Below are 18,414 nucleotides of genomic sequence, written 5' to 3'. Positions count from 1 at the left end.
CGTCCCGCGCCACCGACACGGCCTTCTCCATCTTCTCCTCGGCATCGAAGAGCGTTTCGTCGATCACTGTGCTCCTACTTTCCTGCTCCCCGCGTGCGCGGTAGTCCGTCGATCATGTGGTGACCAGTGTTCCGATCTTCTCACCCGCCACTGCACGCGCGATATTGCCATCGGTGAGCAGATTGAACACCAGGATCGGCATACCGTTGTCCATGCACAGGCTGAACGCGGTCGCGTCGGCGACCTTGAGTCCGCGGTCGATGACCTCACGGTGGCTGATCGCTGTGAGCAGTTCGGCGTCGGGGTGCACCCGCGGGTCGGCGGTGAACACGCCTTCGACCGCTTTGGCCATCAGCACCACCTCGGCACCGATCTCCAGCGCGCGCTGCGCGGCCGTGGTGTCGGTGGAGAAGTACGGCAGCCCCATCCCGGCACCGAAGATGACCACCCGGCCCTTCTCGAGGTGTCGTCGCGCTCGCAGCGGAATGTACGGCTCGGCGACCTGCCCCATCGTGATGGCGGTCTGCACCCGGGTCTGGATGCCCTCCTTCTCCAGGAAATCCTGCAGGGCAAGGCTGTTCATCACGGTGCCGAGCATGCCCATGTAATCCGAGCGGGTACGTTCCATGCCCCGCTGCTGCAGCTGCGCTCCGCGGAAGAAGTTGCCGCCACCGATCACGACGGCCACCTGGGCGCCACTGCGCACCACCTCGGCGATCTGACGCGCGACCAGTGCGACCACGTCGGGGTCGAGGCCGACCTGCCCGCCGCCGAACATCTCGCCACCGAGCTTGAGCAGCACGCGGGAGTAGGCGGGCCTGATCAGGGGCGACGAGCCCGCACCGTGAGAACCTGTGGATTGCGCCATCCGACTCCTTTGCGGTCCTCGCATGCGATCGCCACCCCCTCCGATGCCGCGGACGGCTCCCCTAATCCTGCCTCATCGCGACCGGTGCACCACGTCGGGGGCCGGTGTGGGCTCAGCTCCGGTGCGCCGACAACAGCCAGGCGGGCATCGACTTCCGGCCGTCCGCCTCGTCGCGGATGCCGGATCCGGCGAAGGCGTCGAGGTTCGTCTGCGCCGGGATGTTGGCGTGGATGCGGGCCGGCCTGATTTCGTCGATCTGCCAGTACGGCGACACCGCGTCGCGGAGTTCGGGCTCGGTGACGGCGTTGACGGGGCCGTCGGCAGGCATTCCGGCGGCATCGAACACCAATACGAAGTACGACGCTGCCGGCGCGGCGGCCCGCACGATCGACTGCTGATAGCCCTCTCGCAGTTCCACGGGCATCGAATGGAACAGCGTGCTGTCGACGATGGTGCCGAACCGGCCGTCGTAGCCGGTGAACGCGCTGATGTCGGCGACGTCGAAAGTGGCAGAGCTCAGCTGCCGCCGGGCGGCCTCCTCACGGGCCAGCCTGATCGCCGTCGGTGACTGGTCCAGTCCGACCGTCGTGAACCCGCGCTCGGCGAGATACATCGACACGGCTGCCTCGCCGCATCCGGCGTCGAGGACGTCGCCGTGGAACTTCCCGGCCTCGATCAGTCCCAGGATCTCCGGTTGTGGTTCGCCGATACTCCACGGCGGTTTGACGCCTTCTCCCATCTCGGCGGCTTCACCGCGGTACGCGGATTCGAACATCTGGTCTGTCGGGTTCGTCATGAGTCCGGTTTATCAACGACGTTGATATATGTCAACATAGTTGACATGGCGCCCCCCGAGGATCAGCCGCTGGGCTACCTTCTGTACCGAGTGGCGTCCGTGCTGCGCACCGAAGTCTGCACATCGGCGCTGGAGCCGCTGAACCTGTCGTTCCCCCAATACCTCTGTATCCGCATCCTGTCCCAGCATCCGGGCCGTTCCAATGCGGACCTGGCTCGCGACCTCAAGGTGTCCCCGCAAGCGATGAACGTGGTGCTGCGCTCTCTGGAAGCGCGTGGCGTGGTGGGCCGTCCGCCCTCGGCGGCTTCCGGCCGCTCGCTACCCGCGCAGCTGACACGTGAGGGCACCGAGCTGCTGAGCACCCTGGAGGCCGCCGTCCGCACGGCCGAGGAGCGGGTTCTTGCTGCGCTGACGGACGAGCAGCGGAGGGAGTTCCGACAGCTGCTCGCTGCACTCGGTTAGCGCGTCAGAAGACCCTGATCCAGTCGACGCGCATCTCGGCCGGATACGTGCCGGCCGCGGGCTCGCGGCCACCGGAGCCCCCGACGGCGATGTTGAACACCGGCGCCATCGTGAAACCGGGGTCGTTGAACGGCCAGTCCGCGACGGAGTTCGCGGGCACCGTGAAGAACGGTTCCATGCCCGGCTGGAAGTCCTTCCAGAAGTACAGGCCGCTGGGAAGCCAGGTCATCCGCCAGGTGTGCCACGCATTGTCGACCGGATGGCGGTGGGTGGCGAACGACGTACCGTCCAGCCGGGCGTGCACCGTCGTCCCGGACGGCCAGTCGTTGTTCCCGTACCACTCGACCAGGTCGATCTCGCCGCCACGGACCGGGTTGTCGTTGATCAGCCAGAAGGCGGGCCACGCGCCGTCGGTCAGACAGTCCAGCTTGACCCGCGCTTCCCAGGTGGTGCCCATCCCGCCGCGCCAGTTGCCGACGATCTTGGCGCTGGCGTACTTCTCCTGGATGGTGGTGCCGGGGCCGCGGGTGGCCCGGATCACCAGATTGCCGTTGCCGTCCTGGAACACGTGCTCCTGGTCGGTCACGTAGCGCCCCATGTTGAAGGGCTTGTCCCACTCGTGGGGGTTCCTGATGGTTTCGCGAGCCGGGACGATGAACCACGACGCCGGGTCCGGCGGTGATCCGGCCGGGCCGTTGAACTCATCCTGGAACAGCAGGCCCGTACCGGTCTCGGCAGCGGGCACCGGCGCGCCGGGTGGGCCCGGAACGGGTGGAATGTCACCGGGGACGGGTTGGGCCCCAGCCGTGGCTACCGGCAATGCGGCGGCCGCCGCACCCAGACCCATCATGAACATCAAGTGGCGGCGATCCATCTCTGGCACGCCCAAAATATAGACGACGCCGGGCCGCGGCAGCCGCTGATACGGCCATCCGATTCGCCAGGTGTCGTCGCCACCTGCGGTCAGTGCTGGTGGCAGGCCATCGGCGGCGACGGAGGAATGTCCAGGGCCGGGTTGCCGTCGAAGAAGCCGACCGGTTTGAGATGGAAACCGGTGTAGGCGCACGGCATCACCGGCCAGTCCTCGGGCCGCACCACGTGGTGTGCCCCCACCGTGTACCAGAGCACGACGTCGGTGTCCTCCAGCGGCGCATCACCGGCGATGAACTGCGGCAGCCCCTGAGCATCCGCGCACTGGTACATGTAGTCGCCTGCCGCGAACTTCTCGGCCGGGTCGTATTTCGTCACCCACAGGTTGTGTTGGACGAACCGGGCACGGTCGTAGATGTGCGAGCCCTCCTGAACCATCACCGGCACCACGTCCTTCGGGGTGAGCTTGTAGGCCACCGGCTGGCCGAGCTCGTTGATCTTCGACGGGTTGGACACCTTCCAGTACCGGCCGGTGGACCAGTTCCAGTCCCGGGCACCGTCGGACTCCGAGGCCACCAGGGTGTCCCGGGTGATCCACGCGTTGCGGTGCGGGTTGAGCGCAGGGTCCGGCTCGGAGATCGAATCGACTTCGTACACACTGTTTCCGGGCCCGTCGACGCTCATGTCGAGCCGGAAGTTGAAGAAGTGCTGGTGGTTTGGACCGTAGAGGCCGGGGGCGACCATCTTGCCCCAGCGGGGCTGCTCACCGTCTGAGATGGCGCCGGTGGTGAGCACCCCGGACAACTTCACCTCAACCTCGATGGAGGCATCGTTGTAGAAGTACCAGAAGAACCCGTACTCGTAGTTGCCGACGGTGCAGATCATCGAGACCACCAGCCGCCGCGACCGTCGCACCTCGACTTCGCCGGTGCGGAAATCGGTGTGCTTCCAGGAGATTCCGTAGTCCTCCTCGTGCATGCAGATGGCGTTGGGGATCGTCACCGCGTTTCCGCTGGAATCGTTGACCGTGCCGTCGAAGTAGTGGATCTCGCCCAGGCAGTCGCACCCGAGCGTCAACGGATTGGCCGAGAAGCCCATGCCGACCTCGCCCATGTCGAAGACGTTCTTGTTCCAGTGGGTCGGCGAGCTGTCGCCGTAGGGCACCACCATCTCCGAGAGCGACCCGCGGTACAGGATCGGCCTGACCTCGCCCCGGTCGGTGTAGGTCACCTCGTGCAAAGTGATGCCTTCACGCGGATTGAAACCGATCCTCATCGACCACTTCTGCCAGCTGACCTGCCAGCCGTCGACGGTGAAGCTCGGTCCCTCGGGTTGGGTGATCTCGATCGGCTTGACGTCCTGCCGGAACTCGGTGAACGCCGGGCGGTTGTTCGGATCGAACATGAACTGCTCGGCATAGTTGCCCGCGGTCGGCGGCAACGGCACAACACCGTGATCCTCGATGTCGATGACTTCCATCGCATCGAGATCGAACGTGACGATCAGGCCTTCGACGGGGCGCGCGTAGCCGTGCTCGGTGGGGGCGGCCCGCATGAACGTCAGCGGGCGGCAGATGAGTGCGGAGTTGTGGTGATGATCCTGCGCGCCGTAGTAGCCCGCGGGCCACGGGTCGATCATCGCCAGGCTGAAGTCGGTGACGCCGCGTTTGCGCATCGCCTCCTGCCAGCGCGGGTCTTCCCGCACCTTCTCCTCCACCCCGGTCATGTGCTCCACGAGATAGGACGGGAACCGGCCCGGAACCTCTCTCCACTCGTCAACGGTGCCCGCCAGCACGTCGACAACCGCTTCGTAGATCATCTTGGCGGCTGTGTCGTAGATGGTGGCGAACGCCTGCCGGGGCACCGGGAGGGCGGGATCGAACCTCAGCTCCGGGGTCTTGGCCGGCTCACAGAGCTGGATCATCACGAACTTCATTGTGGGAGTTCCGTAGTCGGACTCCGTGAGGATCCGCGCCGCCGCTTCGATCTCGGCACCCGACAGGGGGTCCAGTGGGTAGCGGACCGAATCACCGGTGCCCGGCGTGCTCACAATGGTGCTGTCCATGGTCATTTCGTCGTTTCCTCCGCGTCATTCTTGGTGAGGTCGAACACTGCGAGATGTGCCAGCGCATCCTCCTGGCTGGTCTTGTGCGCCGACCGGCGCCCGAACACGTAGACCGCGAGGCCGAGCGCGAACATGCCCAGGCTGATGCCGCCCACCCAGGTCATCCAGGTGGCCTGGGGTACGTCGATCCACGGGGTCACGAACGAGTAGTAGATGCCGCCGACAGTGCCCACCGAGCCGACGATCACCACGAGCCACACCCCGACCATGCCGCCGGGGATCCGCCAGAACGTCTCGTTGACGTAGCGGTCGGCGTACTTCCTGCGCGCCACGATCAACGGGATCAGGAAGAAGAACCCGGACAGCAGCCAGACGGTGCTAAGGCCACCCTGCAGGTAGATCGTGACGTTGGCCATGCTGCTCTGCGAATACAGACCGACCAGGATGAGTGAGGAGATGACGCCCTGGATCAGGATGGCCGACACCGGATTACGGGTGCGCGGGTTGAGGTGGGTGAAGATGCGGGGCAGGTGCCGCTCGAGGCCGGAGACGAAGATCAGCCGCGAATACGCGACCTGGTAGGTCATCAGGGCCACGATAATGATGCCGGCCAGGACCACCGCGCAGATCTCCATCAACCCCGGAAACCCTGACACGTCGAGCATTCCGATGACACCTGTCACCGGGTCGATCTCGTCGCCGGGAAGCGCCATCATGGTGCCCAGCGTGGTTAGCAGGTAGATGGCGACCAGTGCGGTCGAACCCCACAGGATCATTCGCGGACCGCTCCTGCGTACCGAGAGGAACTCCGCCCCCATGTTGTACGGAGTCTCGACACCGAGCAGGTACAGCAACACGGTGCCGTAGAGGAAGCCCGCCACGGCGAAGTTGGGGATGGTGGCCTCTGCCCAGCTGAACGGCGTGGCCGAGCCGTTCTCGACGGCGAACAGCAGACCACAGGTGAAGATCGTCAGGGTCAGGACGCCGTACACGACGAACACGACGTTCATGATGCGTTGATTGGCCGCCAGTTTCGCCAGCGCCAACCCGATCACGGTCCACAGGATGACGAGCTGCAGGATGATGCTCGTCGTCAGCCCGAGCTCGGTGTGGAAGGCCAACAACAGGAACTGCAGAACCACCGCCGGCGAGGACGCCGCGTTGAGGATCACCGGCACCCAGGACAGGTATCCCCCGATGAAGCCCCAGGTCTCCCCCATCGTGCGGTAAGCCCAGATGTACACCCCACCCTGGCCCGGCCACAGGTTACCGAGTTCGACCACGGCCATACCGGCGGGGATCAGAAACGTGAGGATTCCCAGTACCCACATCGGGATGGCCGTCCAACCGCCTGTCGCCATCACCGACGAGCCGGTGACCCAGCAGATGATGAAGACGTAGGCAGCGGTCAGCCCGAAGGTGCCCATCACCTTGGGCAGGATCTGTTCGGGCACGAGCTCGGTGGTCATGAGCTTGTCACGGTCAGCGGGGCCCGGCGTCCGCGCAGCGTCGAGTTCTTGGGTCATCAATGCTCCGAACCGATAGGGAGCCCAACGTCGTTGGGTCAGTTGACGATTTGTCCGTCTTTCATCCGGACGACACGGCTCGCTTCGTCGGCCACCGTGGGATCATGGGTGCTGGCGACCACGGTGACGCCCATGGTCGAGCACAGCTCACGCAACATCCGCACCACCGTCTCCCCGGTTCGATGGTCCAGGTTGGCTGTCGGTTCGTCGGCGAGGACGAGCGTCGGGTTGCTGATCAGCGACCTCGCGATCGCCGTGCGCTGTTGCTCACCTCCGGACATCTTCGCCGGCTGGTGGTGCACCCGGTGGCCCAGCCCGACCAGCTCGAGCAGCTCGGTGGCCCGCCGGCGAAGCGACCTGCGGTCGTAGGGCTCGAACATCAGTGGCAGTTCCACGTTCTCGACCGCCGACAGGAACGGGATCAGGTTGTAGCTCTGGAAGATGAACCCGATGGTGTCGTGCCGAAGCGCGGCGAACTGGCTCTCCGACAGCTCGGCGGTGTCGCGTCCTGCGATCCTGACCGTTCCCTTGGTGGGGCGGTCCAGGCCGCCGACGATGTTGAGCAGCGTCGACTTCCCGCTGCCGCTGGGACCCATTAGGCAGACGAACTCTCCCGGCATCACCTGCAGTTCCGCGGCCACGAGCGCCTTGACGACCTCGTCGCCGAGCTTGTGCAGCTTCCACACGTCGCTGATCTCGATCACCGGTTTCGGCGACACCTCCGTGTCGACCACCACCGGGGGGTGCTGCGTTTCGGCAGGATCGTGCAGTGCGGTCATGTGCGGTCTAACCTCCCGCTGACAGAGATCGGATGGGTGGCCGCGACACCGCGTTCCACGTAGGCGCGATGCTGGTCACGACGGCGGCCACGACGCTGACGACGACGGCGATCAGCACCCCGACGGCCATGCCGCTGAAAGAGATTCCGGAAGCGACGAACCCCAGCGCGGCCAGCACGATTCCGGAGGCCCCTGCGAGCAGCGCGCCGAGCAGCGCACCGAGCACCGCCGCGACGACCGGTTCGACGAGTAGCGCAGCCACAACCGGTCCGCGGGGGATTCCGTTGGCACTGAGCACCCCCAGTTCGACGGTGCGGTGGGCGACGGTGCGGGTGGTGGCCACCGCGACCTCGACCACACCGACGAGAAGGACGGTGACCGCGATGAGCCTCACCGCGCGGCCGATCTCCTCGGCATGGCCCAGCGACGCGGACTGTGCACTGATACCCGCGGACATCGCGAACACCAGCACTACCAAGAAGGCGCCCGTTGCCGTCGTGACGACGGGCAGCACCATCTCCCGCATCCTGCGCCGAGCCGACAGGTAGCCGTAGGCAACACCGTGGCCGACACCCTTGCTGACCGTCACCGCGCCTCCAGGAGCGACACCGGCCGCTGCTGAAGCAGCCGGTGCACCGGCACCAGCGCCCCGACGATGGCCATCGCGGGCAGAAACATCGCGGTCACCGCGGCGCCCTGCGCCCAGGCGGTGACCGTGGCAAGGCTGGGAATCACGAGTGCCACAGCGATACCCGCGGCGATGACACCGACGATGTAGGCGACGAGGAACACCATGGCCGACTCGACGAGGAAGAAGTAGAGCACCTCGTCTGCCAGACCGATGCTCGACATGATGCCGAACTCGCGGCGCCGTTCGGTCACCGCGGCCAGGAACGACGACACCGCGATGACGAACCCCAGCCCCAACCCGATCGTGGAGATCAGCCCCAGCGTCGAACTGGTGACCTTGCCCGAGAACAGCGCCGAGAACTTCTGCTCGAATGTCAACGGCCCCGATCCCCCGACGGTGTCGTAGATAAGCCCGGCCCCCGTCGGATCCGGTGTCACCGACGGGTCCGGTGTCGACGGCAGGCCGGTGGCCTCACCAAGAGTCCGGGCCAGGTCTCGGCGCTGTTCGGCGCCGGCCGGCGCATACACCAACCACCATCCGTTGTCGCCGACCACCGACCTCGTCACCATTGTCGGCACCACCATCGACTGACCGTCGCCGGTGATCGCGACCCGTAGCGCATGCCCACCGACCGTGATGTTCTCACCGTCGCCGACACCGAGTCGGTCGGCCAGCTCGGCACCCAAAGCTGCTTGTCCGCTGGCGACTTGATCGCTGCCCCGCAACGACACCGACTGCCCGTCGATGTCGACGACCCCGGCCAGCACGCGCGTCCCGCTCCACCCGTCGGGCAGGGCGACCGCCGGAGCGGGACCGGCGGGGATCAACGCCTGCGCATCGGGGTGGTAGTGCACACCGGCTGCGGGCACCACCCACAACTGGGCGTCGCCGAGTACATCGATGACCGAGTCTTCACCGGTGATGGCGAAACCAGTGGAGATGGTCCGGACGATCGTCACGCAGGCTATCGCCAGCGCGATGCCGAGCACGGACAAGATGAAACGCTCCGGCCGTCGCCGGATGTTGGCCAGCGCGAACCGGACCAGACACGCGAACGTGTTTCCGGTACCGATAGGGATCTGCGGTGATCGTGTCGATGTGGGCGGGTTGTTGACCTGACTGGTCTCCACGAGAAGCGATGGTGCGAGCGCAAAGTTTCGCCGACGGCCACTTGCAATGTCGGCGTTGTTAACACGTCGCCGTTCGCGTTACAGCGATGTGTCGTCGCCGCAACGGATTTCGTCGTCGTCAGCCCTGGATTCGCGCCCAGGGCCGGGCTTCCTCGAGCTCGTAGGCCAGCTCGAGCAACCGGGCGTCCTGACCGAGAGCGGCAGAGAACATCATCCCGACTGGGAGCCCGGACGCGGATTCGGCCAACGGCAACGAGATCGCCGGCTCGCCGGTCGCGTTCTGCAGTGGCGTGAAGGCCACCCACTCGACGAGCCGGTCGATGATCTGTTGGTAGTCGGCAGTCGGGTCGAGGTGGCCGATGCGCGGCGTGACATCGGCCATCGTCGGTGTCAGCAGCACGTCGTAGGTCGACGACAGCCGCGACGTGGCCCGCCGGATACGGGCCAGCCGGGCGATCGCCAGCGGCAACCGGTGCAGGTTGCGGGCGGCGTGGCTCTCCAGCCCCAGCGTGAGGTTGTCGAGCCGGTCGCGGTCGAAACTGTCGCCGAAGGTGCGACGGCCACCCCTGACCAAGGCGAACGCCAGAAACGACCAGTACAACAGGAAGTCGTCCATGAACCCGGCCGGCACCGGGTTGTCGATCGGCGTCACCCGGTGGCCGAGCCCCTCGAGCAGCGCCGCGGTCCGGTACGTCAACTCGGTGACCTCGGGACCGGCCTCGCGGGTGATCGACTTGACGCACAAGGCGATTCGCAGCCGCTTCTCGGCGGGTCCGGCGATGTCGCCCACCGGGGGCAGCTTCGGGTTGGCATGCACGCGTTCCATCTCGCGGTAGAACGCGGCGGTGTCGCGGACGGAGCGGCTGAGCACGCCGTTGTGGACGATGCGCACCGGCATCTGCCGCATGTCCTTGTCGAGCGGGAGCCGGCCTCGCGACGGCTTGAGACCCACCAGCCCGTTGCAAGACGCAGGAATCCGGACCGAGCCCCCGCCGTCATTGGCGTGGGCGATCGGCACCACGCCTGCGGCGACGAACGCCCCCGAACCCGACGACGAGGCTCCGGCGGTGTGGTCGGTGTTCCACGGATTGCGTACCGAGCCGAGCCGTGCGTGTTCCGCAGACGCGCTGAAACCGAACTCCGAGAGCTGTGTCTTGCCCAGCGGTATCAGACCGGTGGCCAGGTACGCGCGGGCGAAATCCCCGTCGGCGGCGGCGGGTCGTGGATCCCAGGCATCGGTGCCGTTCATCGTCGGCATGCCGGCGACGGCGACGTTGTCCTTGATGAACGACGGCACCCCGTCGAAGAAACCGCCGTAGGGCCGGCGCAGTCGCGCCCGTGCCCGTGCCTGCTCGAACGTCTCGTAGGCCAGACCGTTGAGCGCCGGGTTCACCGACTCGGCGCGGGCGATCGCGGCGTCGACGATCTCTGAAGCAGACACTGTTCCGGCGCGCATCGCGTCGACCAGACCAACGGCGTCGAGGTCGCCCAGGGCATCATCGGAGAAGGCGGTTATCCGGTCCATCGAACGACGGTACCAAAGCGTACCGGGGCGTCGTCGCTGGTTCATTCGGCGCGACGGAGCACCGCCAGGACCGTCATCGCCAAGATCCGCCAATCGAGCCAGATCGACCAGTTCTCGATATAGAAGTTGTCCCATTCGGCGCGGTCGGCGATCGACGTCTGTCCACGCAGACCGTGTACCTGGGCCCAACCGGTGATCCCGGCCTTCACGCGGTGCCGGTCGCCGTACCGCACGATCTGGGCGTTGAACAGGTCGACGTACTCCGGGCGCTCGGGACGCGGACCCACCAGGCTCATCTCGCCCCTGATGACGTTGAGCAATTGCGGGAGTTCGTCGAGCGACGTGGCCCGCATGAACTTTCCGATCGGCGTGCGGCGGTCCTCCCCTTCAACACCCCCCGGCGCGGTGCCGTCGCTGAGCGTGAACCGGGCATCGCATTCACGCAGCGGGCGCATCGAACGGAACTTCCGGCAGCAGAACACCCCGCCGTCACGCCCGATCCGATCCTGGCCGTAGAAGATCGGCCCCGGGGAGCTGAGCCGGACCAGCAGCATCAACGTGAGGAACAGCGGGGAGATCAGCACAAGCCCTGCCGTGGCGAACACCCGGTCGGAAATGTGCTTGGCGCGAAACTCCCAGCCGCGCGGGTCGGTGCGGGGAACCGAGATCAGGGGCAGACCGCCCACATGATCGATGCGGGAGTGCACGCCGATCGCATCGAAGATCCGTGGCACTATCCACACGTTCATGCTGTGCTTGTAGGCGATGCGGACCACATCGGCCAACGCCTCATCGCGGGTTCGTGAGAACGCCACGATGATGCATTCGGCGCCGGTGCGGGTGATCGCCTGCTCGATGTCGGCCAGCTTGCCCAGGTACGGGACGGCAGCCGGTGATTTCCGATCCGGGCCCATCGAGGGGACCTCGTCGTCGACGATCCCGACCGCGCGCAGGCCGTATGCGGTCGATCCGGTGATTCGCTCGAGCACCTTCTCGGCGATCTGGCCGTTGCCGACGATCAGAGTGGGAGCGGTCAGACGGTCGCGGCGGAAACAGTAGCGCTTCCATTCGATCCACAGCAGCCGGCCGACCGGAATCAGGATCGCCCCGCACATCCAGACACGAGCCACCGCACCGCTGCGTGACCCGGTGATTCCGGTGTTGAGGACAAGGCCGCTGAGCAGCAGCATCGCCGCCAGGGCAGTGACGGCCTCGATCGTCGGCAGCTCTTCGAGGAAAGAGCGGTTCACTTTGCGCCTGTACCGGCCGCCGAGCGCCGACACTGCAACAACGGTGGGGGCGAAGAAACACACCATCCAGCTCGGCGGCAACAGCTGATTGGTCTCGTTGGCCCACGTCATTCCGACGGCCACCGCCAGCGACGCGGTTGTGACATCGACCATCGCGCTGGCATACGGCACCCACCGCGTCGATCTCTTTCGCTGGCCTGCCTCCTGCCGAATCTCGGCCGCAATCCCTTGCGCCGACATCAGGGTGGCGGCGTGGGAGGAATCAATCGTGTTGGTCATCGTGACCAAGCCAGTTCGGACGTTCCCCCATGACATGAGGTTAGCTCGTCTACGAGCAAAACATCCGGAAGTAGCTTGTCACCTGTTGCGACATAAAGTCGCACCGGATCTCAGATGTTTGCCGAATACCGTTCACGGCAGATCGGGCAAAGATCGGGGCCGCCGACCGGAACGCCGCCTCAGCGGCAACGGAGTTGGCCCACGACGTCCTGCGCCAGACCGATGCACCTGCATCAAGTGCTGGCAAACAATATCTCGCCCCGGCTGCATTCCCCGGAAAGCACGAAACCCCCAAGCAAGAGTCTCGGGGGTTTCGGTGGAAAAGCGACTATGCCTGTCCGACCTCGAAACGGGCGAACCGCGTCACGGTCACGCCGGCCTCGTCGAGCAGTGCCTTGACCGACTTCTTGTTGTCGGACACCGACGGCTGATCCAGCAGCACGACATCCTTGTAGAAGCCGGTCACGCGGCCCTCGACGATCTTGGGCAGGGCCTGCTCGGGCTTGCCCTCTTCTTTGGCGGTCTCCTCGGCGATACGACGCTCGTTGGCGACGACGTCCTCGGGCACGTCCTCACGGCTGAGGTACTTGGCCTTGAGGGCAGCGATCTGCAGGGCGACCGCGTGCGCGGCCTGCTGGGCCTTGTCCGCGTCGGCGCCGGTGTACTCCACCAGCACGCCCACCGCAGGCGGCAGGTCGGCCGCCCGCTTGTGCAGGTAGGCCTCGACCGTGCCGTCGAAATAGGTGGCGCGGCGCAGTTCGAGCTTCTCACCGATCTTGGCGCTCAGGTCCGCGATCGTCTGCTCGACGGTGGTGTCTCCCACTTTGGCAGCCTTGAGCGCGTCGACATCGGTAGCCTTCGAGGCTGCCGCAGCAGCGACGATCTGGTCGGCGACCGACTGGAATTCGGCGTTCTTGGCGACGAAGTCGGTCTCGGAGTTCAGCTCGATGAGCGCTCCGTCCTTGGCGGCCACCAGGCCCTCGGCGGTGGCACGCTCAGCGCGCTTGCCAACGTCCTTGGCGCCCTTGATACGAAGCAGTTCGACGGCCTTGTCGAAGTCGCCGTCCGAATCGACGAGCGCGTTCTTCGAGTCCATCATTCCGGCGCCGGTCAGCTCCCGCAGGCGCTTGACGTCGGCAGCGGTGTAGTTAGCCATATGGGTCTTTCCTTAGAGACGAAGCGGTTCAGGAGGTGGGTTCTGCCGCAGCAGCCTCGGCCGGGGCGGCTTCGGGTGCGGCGGCTTCGGGTGCGGCGGCGGTGGCACCCGCCAGAAGCTCCTGCTCCCACTCGGGAAGCGGCTCGGCGGCCTGCCCTTCTTGGCCGGCCTCGGGCTTGTCGGCACCGGCACCGGAGCGGGCCTGCAGACCCTCGGCGACGGCGGAGGCCACCACCCTGGTCAGCAGCGCGGCCGAGCGGATGGCGTCGTCGTTGCCCGGGATCGGGTAGTCGACGAGGTCGGGGTCGCAGTTGGTGTCCAGGATCGCGATGATCGGGATGTTCAGCTTGCGAGCCTCGGCGACCGCGAGGTGCTCCTTGTTGGTGTCGACCACCCAGATGGCCGAGGGCACTTTCTGCATGTCCCTGATACCACCAAGGGACCGCTCGAGCTTGTTCTTCTCGCGCGTCAGCATCAGGATTTCCTTCTTGGTGCGACCCTCGAAGCCACCGGTCTGCTCCATGGCCTCGAGCTCCTTCATCCGCTGAAGGCGCTTGTGCACGGTCTGGAAGTTGGTGAGCATGCCGCCCAGCCAGCGCTGGTTCACATACGGCATTCCGACGCGGGTTGCCTCCTGGGCGATGGACTCCTGCGCCTGCTTCTTGGTGCCGACGAACATGACGGACCCACCGTGGGCGACGGTTTCCTTGACGAACTCGTAGGCGGAGTCGATGTAGGTCAGCGTCTGCTGCAGATCGATGATGTAGATGCCGTTGCGGTCGGTGAAGATGAACCGCTTCATCTTGGGATTCCAACGACGGGTCTGATGCCCGAAGTGGGCGCCGCTGTCGAGCAGCTGCTTCATGGTTACAACAGCCATGATCGGCCATTCCTCACTGTGTCGGTTGTGCGCGCAGCGTCGGCTGACACTGAGCCCTGGTGCCTGCTGGTTGCCGGACCCGTTCCGAGGAACTCGGGACGGGACCGCCGGCATCCGGATATGACCGCCAGTGGGTGGCCATGCGCAGACACGCGAAGTCAGCTCACAGTTGCGAGCTGCGGAAAGAAGTTTACACGCTGAACAGACGTGGTTTTACCATCGCGGCGGCCATCCACAGCGGGCTGTTGTGGGGCTGGCGTGCCGCGGCTCCGATCCGCTGAACTGCCGGTATGCGGATGCTTGCGGCGATTCTGGCCCTCTTGGTGCTGGGCGTGTCCCCCGCGGTGGCCGACGCCGGGCGGCTCGACTGGCCGATCCGGCCACCTCCGCAGGTGGTGCGGGCATTCGACGCCCCGTCCCCCGACTGGCAGCGTGGCCACCGTGGCGTCGACCTGGCGGCGACGGCCGGGCAGCCGGTCTACGCGGCGGGGCCGGGAACCGTGGTGTTCGCCGGGGAGCTGGCCGGCCGCCCGCTGGTGTCGATCGCCCACCCCGGTGGCCTGCGCACCAGCTACGAGCCGGTGCTCCCCGCCGTCCGCCGTGGCCAGGCGGTGGATGGCCGGACGGTCATCGGCGAGCTGAGCGCCGGCCACCCCGGCTGCACGGCGTCGGCGTGCCTGCACTGGGGCGCGATGTGGGGTCCGGCCGCGCGAGCCGACTACGTCGACCCGCTCGGGCTGCTGGCGAGCACGCCGATCCGCCTCAAGCCGGTCCGCTGACCCTCTTTCGCCGGAACGGCATTCCAGCAGGAAATGGTCGAGTGCAGCCCGGCTGGAACGCAGTTCCGGCGGAAGCGGCTCAGCTTCGCGCACCGACCAACGTCATCAGCGGGTCGTCCGCGCCGATGTCGTAGGTGCACTCGCCTGGCCGCGGGTCGGGAACGAACGCCCAGAACTGGACCCGGCGACACCCGCTCGTCGCAGTTCCGGGACCACCCCGGAAACCAGGTCGTAGCGCTGTCGAAGGGGCATGCACGATCCGGCGTTGACGCCGAGTTCGGCGACGACGAGGGGTTTGTCGAGTTCACGAGCCTGCTGCAGCCGGCGGGCCAGGCCACTGTTCGGATCCCCCGGCAGCTCGTGGCCCACCTCGTAGTCGTGGTATTCGAGCACGTCGACTCCGGGTGATGCGCCCACCAGGGCGTAGTCGTCGCCAGCCGACCCGCACTGCCCGCCCCCCGCGCGCCCACCCCAGAGGACCGCGTCGGGCTCGAGGCCGCGGATCCGCGCGCCGACGTCGTCGACGAACCCCCGCAGGACCACCGCCGCGTGCACCGGGCATTCGCGGGCGGCCCAGTGGCAGTCGAGGGAACCGCAGTTCGATGGTTCGGGCTCGCCGACCGCGGTCCACGCGGCGGCAGCCGGCGAGTCGCCCCAGCGGCGGACCGCGGTGTCGATCCACGCCGCGAACGACATCGGGTCCCCGGTGAGCACGTCTGTCCGCCAGCATCCGGCGAACCGGGCGGCACCCTTGCAGTCACCGTTTTCGCAGGCACCTTCACTGCTGGTGAGCACCGCGTTGAGCAGCTGGTGGTGCCGGGCGGCGGTCTCGAAGACGGCATCGAGGCGACCGAAATCGAGCTGTCCGGTGCGCTTGTCCAGCACGAAGCTGGACTAGGCGTTGACCCGTGTCAGCGTGTTCGGGGGCAGCGCGCCGAAGTACTGCTCCAGGTCGACCTCGGCACCGCACCCGGCTTTGATCTGCCATTCCGTGCCCAGTTGGTAGGCGTTGATCCCCACCGGCCACCAAGGGTCGCCGTCCAGGGTCAGCGACATCCCCGAGGTGCCCATCCGGTTGGTACCGACTTCATCGGTCCCGCCGCCGTCTCCGCACGCCGCGACCACCAGCATCGGCGCCGCTGCGGCGGCGACAATTCGGCACCATCGACGTCCCGGCATCTGCTCCACTCTCGCGTGCGGCTATGCGCGGGGGTGGGCCTGGTCGTGTACGGCGCGCAGCCGCGCGACGGTGACATGGGTGTAGAGCTGCGTGGTGGCCAGCGACGAGTGACCGAGCAGTTCCTGGACGACCCGCAGATCGGCGCCCCCCTCGAGCAGGTGGGTGGCGGCACTGTGCCGCAGGCCGTGGGGGCCGATGTCGGGCGCACCGGCGACTGCAGTCATCGTCTGGTGCACGACGGTGCGCGCCTGCCGCGGATCCAGCCGACCACCGCGGGCACCGAGCAGCAGCGCAGTGCCCGAACCCGCAGTCACCAGCGCCGGGCGCCCGTCGGTCAGCCACTGCGTCAGCGCGACGTGGGCGGGTTCGCCGTAGGGCACCGTTCGCTGCTTGTTGCCCTTGCCCAGCACCCGAAGCAGCCGACGCGAGGTGTCGACGTCGTCGACGTGCAGGCCGCACAGCTCGCCGACCCGGATGCCGGTGGCGTACAGCATCTCCACGATCAGACGGTCCCGCAGGGCGAGCGGATCACCTTGTTCGGCACCGGATTTCGCAGCGTCCATGGCGTCGCTCGCCTGGTCCTGACGCAGTACCGAGGGCAGGGTGCGGCGCGCCTTGGGCACCTGCAGACGGGTCGCCGGGTCATCGGTCATCAGACCACGCCGCACCGCCCAGGCGGTGAACGTCTTGACCGCCGAGGTGCGGCGGGCCAGTGTCGAGCGCGCAGTTCCGCCGGCGGCCTGGGCGGCCAGCCAGGAGCGCAGCACCGGCAGGCTCAGGGTGCCAAGCTCGGCCTCGGGGGCGCGCTGGGCCAGGAAATCGAACAGCGAGCGCAGGTCGCCGAGGTAAGCGCGACGGGTGTGCTCGGAGCGGCCACGCTCCAGCGCGAGGTACTGGTCGAACTCCTCGAGGATGGCCTCCATTGCACCACCGTGGCAGACGCCGGTACCGCGACTCAGGTGACGCGCCGCAGCGTGTCCGGGGTGAGATCGGCCAGCGTCGGGTAGCCGTCGACGGCCATGATGAGGTCCGTTTCGGCAAGCAGGGATCGCAACACGTGCACGATGCCGTCCTCGCCGCCGATGGCCAGGCCGTAGGTATAGGGCCTGCCGACGCCCACCGCAGTCGCCCCCAGAGCCAGCGCCTTGACGATGTCGGCGCCACTGCGGATCCCGGAATCGAACAGCACCGGCGTTCCGTCGGCGGCCTCGACCACGTCGGGAAGGCAGTCGATCGCCGGTAGCCCACCGTTGGCCTGCCGGCCGCCGTGGGTGGAGCAGTAGATGCCGTCGACGCCACCGTCCTTCGCGCGGCGGACGTCATCGGGATGGCAGATGCCTTTGAGTACCAGCGGGAGATCGGTCAGCGACCTCAGCCAGGGCAGGTCCTCCCAGGTCAGCGGATTGCCGAACAGCTGCACCCACTGCATGATCGCGGCCTGCATGTTCTCTTCGGGTGGTTGGGACAGCAAGCTGAGGAAGACCGGGTCGCTGGTGTAGTTCGCCAGACAGTGCCCGCGTAGCTGCGGGAAGTTCGAGCTCGCCAGGTCACGCGGCCGCCATCCCGGGATCCAGGTGTCGAGGGTGACGATGATGGCCTTGTAGCCCGCGGCCTCCGCGCGACTGACCAGGCTGGCGGCCAGGTCGCGGTTGGTCGGTGTGTAGAGCTGGAAAAAGCCTGGGGTTTCCCCGAACTCGGCGGCGACGTCCTCGATCGGATCCTCGGTCAGCGTGGACACCGCCATCGGAACACCGGTGCGGGCGGCCGCACGGGCAGTCGCCAGGTCACCGTGCCCGCCCTGCGCACAGATCCCGATCACCCCGACCGGCGCCATGAACAGCGGCGACGGCAGCGTCATGCCGAAGAGATCGACGGTGAGGTCGCGCTCGGTGGCGCCGACCAGCATCCGCGGCATCAGTCCCCAGCGGTCGAAGGCCGTCCGGTTGACGCGCTGGGTGCGTTCGTCACCGGCGCCGCCTGCGACATACGACCAGATCGACGGTGGCATCGCGACCTCGGCCTTGGCCTCCCAGCCGGTGTAATCCATGGGGAGGGAAGGCAGTACGCCGGACAGGCCCTGCAGGTAGATCTCGAGCTGGTAGTTACCGAAGGTCATGGCGTAAGGGTGCCACTGGTCGCCGGATCGGCAGGGCTATTTGGCCTCGGCCTCGGCCAGTTCCCGCTTCCACTGCCGGAAGGTCTCCTCGGTGCGGCCCCGTCGCCAGTACCCGGAGATCGA

19 protein-coding genes and 1 pseudogene are annotated in these 18,414 nt (G+C 66.9%); 2 read left to right on the top strand and 18 right to left on the bottom strand.

Annotated elements, in window-relative coordinates:
• From WA944_RS26050 to WA944_RS26040, 3 genes and pseudogenes are all read right to left on the bottom strand, one after another.
• Positions 1-67: pseudogene (locus WA944_RS26050) on the bottom strand (ribosome recycling factor); the annotation flags it as partial.
• 45 nt (positions 68-112) lie between these two features.
• Positions 113-868, bottom strand: coding sequence for a UMP kinase (pyrH, locus tag WA944_RS26045; RefSeq protein ID WP_526369968.1), 756 nt, complete (start codon positions 866-868; stop codon positions 113-115).
• Between the two features lie 112 nt (positions 869-980).
• The gene (locus WA944_RS26040) at positions 981-1,664 is read right to left on the bottom strand and encodes a class I SAM-dependent methyltransferase (RefSeq protein WP_526369966.1); all 684 of its coding nucleotides are present in this window, start codon (positions 1,662-1,664) and stop codon (positions 981-983) included.
• Between the two features lie 45 nt (positions 1,665-1,709).
• On the opposite strand from WA944_RS26040, the gene WA944_RS26035 reads away from it, so the two are divergent.
• Positions 1,710-2,126 (top strand): MarR family winged helix-turn-helix transcriptional regulator, encoded by a 417-nt coding sequence (locus tag WA944_RS26035; RefSeq protein WP_526610379.1) that lies wholly within the window; start codon positions 1,710-1,712, stop codon positions 2,124-2,126.
• Positions 2,127-2,130: 4 nt separating this feature from the next.
• Here the strand turns inward: WA944_RS26035 and WA944_RS26030 are convergent, their stop codons facing one another.
• The 10 genes from WA944_RS26030 to rpsB all read right to left on the bottom strand — a co-directional run bounded on the left by WA944_RS26030 (position 2,131) and on the right by rpsB (position 14,216).
• Positions 2,131-3,000, bottom strand: coding sequence for a glycoside hydrolase family 16 protein (locus tag WA944_RS26030; protein WP_526369976.1), 870 nt, complete (start codon positions 2,998-3,000; stop codon positions 2,131-2,133).
• A gap of 89 nt (positions 3,001-3,089) precedes the next feature.
• A complete protein-coding gene (locus WA944_RS26025) occupies positions 3,090-5,066 on the bottom strand; it encodes a primary-amine oxidase (protein ID WP_526369962.1) in 1,977 nt (658 codons plus the stop codon).
• Positions 5,063-6,586, bottom strand: coding sequence for an amino acid permease (locus WA944_RS26020; RefSeq protein WP_526610381.1), 1,524 nt, complete (start codon positions 6,584-6,586; stop codon positions 5,063-5,065). Before WA944_RS26020 ends, WA944_RS26025 begins: the two co-directional genes overlap by 4 nt.
• 38 nt (positions 6,587-6,624) lie before the next feature.
• The gene (locus tag WA944_RS26015; protein ID WP_526369958.1) at positions 6,625-7,365 is read right to left on the bottom strand and encodes an ABC transporter ATP-binding protein; all 741 of its coding nucleotides are present in this window, start codon (positions 7,363-7,365) and stop codon (positions 6,625-6,627) included.
• A 7-nt stretch (positions 7,366-7,372) separates the two neighbouring features.
• Positions 7,373-7,882, bottom strand: a complete 510-nt coding sequence (locus tag WA944_RS26010) for an FtsX-like permease family protein (RefSeq protein WP_526369974.1) — start codon at positions 7,880-7,882, stop codon at positions 7,373-7,375.
• Between the two features lie 68 nt (positions 7,883-7,950).
• Positions 7,951-9,126 carry an ABC transporter permease gene (locus WA944_RS26005; RefSeq protein WP_526369956.1) on the bottom strand — a complete coding sequence of 392 codons (1,176 nt, stop codon included), beginning with the start codon at positions 9,124-9,126 and terminating at the stop codon, positions 7,951-7,953.
• A 118-nt stretch (positions 9,127-9,244) separates the two neighbouring features.
• The gene (locus tag WA944_RS26000; protein WP_526369954.1) at positions 9,245-10,651 is read right to left on the bottom strand and encodes an amidase; all 1,407 of its coding nucleotides are present in this window, start codon (positions 10,649-10,651) and stop codon (positions 9,245-9,247) included.
• A 41-nt stretch (positions 10,652-10,692) separates the two neighbouring features.
• Positions 10,693-12,180: a sugar transferase gene (locus WA944_RS25995; RefSeq protein ID WP_526369952.1), complete on the bottom strand. Its 1,488-nt coding sequence runs from the start codon at positions 12,178-12,180 to the stop codon at positions 10,693-10,695.
• Between the two features lie 328 nt (positions 12,181-12,508).
• The gene (gene tsf / locus WA944_RS25990; RefSeq protein WP_526369950.1) at positions 12,509-13,336 is read right to left on the bottom strand and encodes a translation elongation factor Ts; all 828 of its coding nucleotides are present in this window, start codon (positions 13,334-13,336) and stop codon (positions 12,509-12,511) included.
• 28 nt (positions 13,337-13,364) lie between these two features.
• Positions 13,365-14,216 (bottom strand): 30S ribosomal protein S2, encoded by an 852-nt coding sequence (gene rpsB / locus WA944_RS25985; RefSeq protein ID WP_526610385.1) that lies wholly within the window; start codon positions 14,214-14,216, stop codon positions 13,365-13,367.
• 290 nt (positions 14,217-14,506) lie between these two features.
• Between rpsB and WA944_RS25980 the strand changes: the two genes are divergently transcribed.
• Complete coding sequence (locus WA944_RS25980; protein ID WP_526610387.1) at positions 14,507-14,995, top strand: M23 family metallopeptidase; 489 nt, start codon at positions 14,507-14,509, stop codon at positions 14,993-14,995.
• Between the two features lie 105 nt (positions 14,996-15,100).
• On the opposite strand, the gene WA944_RS25975 is transcribed toward WA944_RS25980, so the two are convergent.
• The 5 genes from WA944_RS25975 to WA944_RS25955 form a co-directional block, all read right to left on the bottom strand.
• Positions 15,101-15,880, bottom strand: a complete 780-nt coding sequence (locus tag WA944_RS25975; RefSeq protein WP_526647488.1) for a hypothetical protein — start codon at positions 15,878-15,880, stop codon at positions 15,101-15,103.
• Between the two features lie 9 nt (positions 15,881-15,889).
• Positions 15,890-16,174 (bottom strand): hypothetical protein, encoded by a 285-nt coding sequence (locus tag WA944_RS25970; protein ID WP_526375844.1) that lies wholly within the window; start codon positions 16,172-16,174, stop codon positions 15,890-15,892.
• Between the two features lie 21 nt (positions 16,175-16,195).
• On the bottom strand, positions 16,196-17,098 hold the full coding sequence (locus WA944_RS25965; RefSeq protein WP_526375846.1) for a tyrosine recombinase XerC: 903 nt from the start codon (positions 17,096-17,098) through the stop codon (positions 16,196-16,198).
• Positions 17,099-17,130: 32 nt separating this feature from the next.
• Entirely contained in the window at positions 17,131-18,291 is a 1,161-nt protein-coding gene (locus tag WA944_RS25960; protein ID WP_526375848.1) for a lactate 2-monooxygenase, read from the bottom strand.
• Positions 18,292-18,327: 36 nt separating this feature from the next.
• The coding region (locus WA944_RS25955) for a hypothetical protein (protein ID WP_526647489.1) at positions 18,328-18,414 on the bottom strand (87 nt) is incomplete at its 5' end.

Source organism: Mycobacterium sp. (assembly GCF_049683355.1).
GTDB lineage: Bacteria > Actinomycetota > Actinomycetes > Mycobacteriales > Mycobacteriaceae > Mycobacterium.
This window is presented reverse-complemented; position numbering and strand designations above follow the sequence as displayed.

What these genes read in the sequence shown, in the direction of transcription:
- WA944_RS26040 (WP_526369966.1), bottom strand. Translation starts at nt 1,664, where the DNA reads ATGACGAACCCGACAGACCAGATGTTCGAATCCGCGTACCGCGGTGAA.
- WA944_RS25980 (WP_526610387.1), top strand. Translation starts at nt 14,507, where the DNA reads ATGCGGATGCTTGCGGCGATTCTGGCCCTCTTGGTGCTGGGCGTGTCC.
- pyrH (WP_526369968.1), bottom strand. Translation starts at nt 868, where the DNA reads ATGGCGCAATCCACAGGTTCTCACGGTGCGGGCTCGTCGCCCCTGATC.
- WA944_RS26020 (WP_526610381.1), bottom strand. Translation starts at nt 6,586, where the DNA reads ATGACCCAAGAACTCGACGCTGCGCGGACGCCGGGCCCCGCTGACCGT.
- WA944_RS25960 (WP_526375848.1), bottom strand. Translation starts at nt 18,291, where the DNA reads ATGACCTTCGGTAACTACCAGCTCGAGATCTACCTGCAGGGCCTGTCC.
- tsf (WP_526369950.1), bottom strand. Translation starts at nt 13,336, where the DNA reads ATGGCTAACTACACCGCTGCCGACGTCAAGCGCCTGCGGGAGCTGACC.
- rpsB (WP_526610385.1), bottom strand. Translation starts at nt 14,216, where the DNA reads ATGGCTGTTGTAACCATGAAGCAGCTGCTCGACAGCGGCGCCCACTTC.
- WA944_RS26025 (WP_526369962.1), bottom strand. Translation starts at nt 5,066, where the DNA reads ATGACCATGGACAGCACCATTGTGAGCACGCCGGGCACCGGTGATTCG.
- WA944_RS26000 (WP_526369954.1), bottom strand. Translation starts at nt 10,651, where the DNA reads ATGGACCGGATAACCGCCTTCTCCGATGATGCCCTGGGCGACCTCGAC.
- WA944_RS26010 (WP_526369974.1), bottom strand. Translation starts at nt 7,882, where the DNA reads ATGGTGCTGCCCGTCGTCACGACGGCAACGGGCGCCTTCTTGGTAGTG.
- WA944_RS25970 (WP_526375844.1), bottom strand. Translation starts at nt 16,174, where the DNA reads ATGCCGGGACGTCGATGGTGCCGAATTGTCGCCGCCGCAGCGGCGCCG.
- WA944_RS26015 (WP_526369958.1), bottom strand. Translation starts at nt 7,365, where the DNA reads ATGACCGCACTGCACGATCCTGCCGAAACGCAGCACCCCCCGGTGGTG.
- WA944_RS26030 (WP_526369976.1), bottom strand. Translation starts at nt 3,000, where the DNA reads ATGGATCGCCGCCACTTGATGTTCATGATGGGTCTGGGTGCGGCGGCC.
- WA944_RS25995 (WP_526369952.1), bottom strand. Translation starts at nt 12,180, where the DNA reads ATGACCAACACGATTGATTCCTCCCACGCCGCCACCCTGATGTCGGCG.
- WA944_RS25965 (WP_526375846.1), bottom strand. Translation starts at nt 17,098, where the DNA reads ATGGAGGCCATCCTCGAGGAGTTCGACCAGTACCTCGCGCTGGAGCGT.
- WA944_RS26035 (WP_526610379.1), top strand. Translation starts at nt 1,710, where the DNA reads ATGGCGCCCCCCGAGGATCAGCCGCTGGGCTACCTTCTGTACCGAGTG.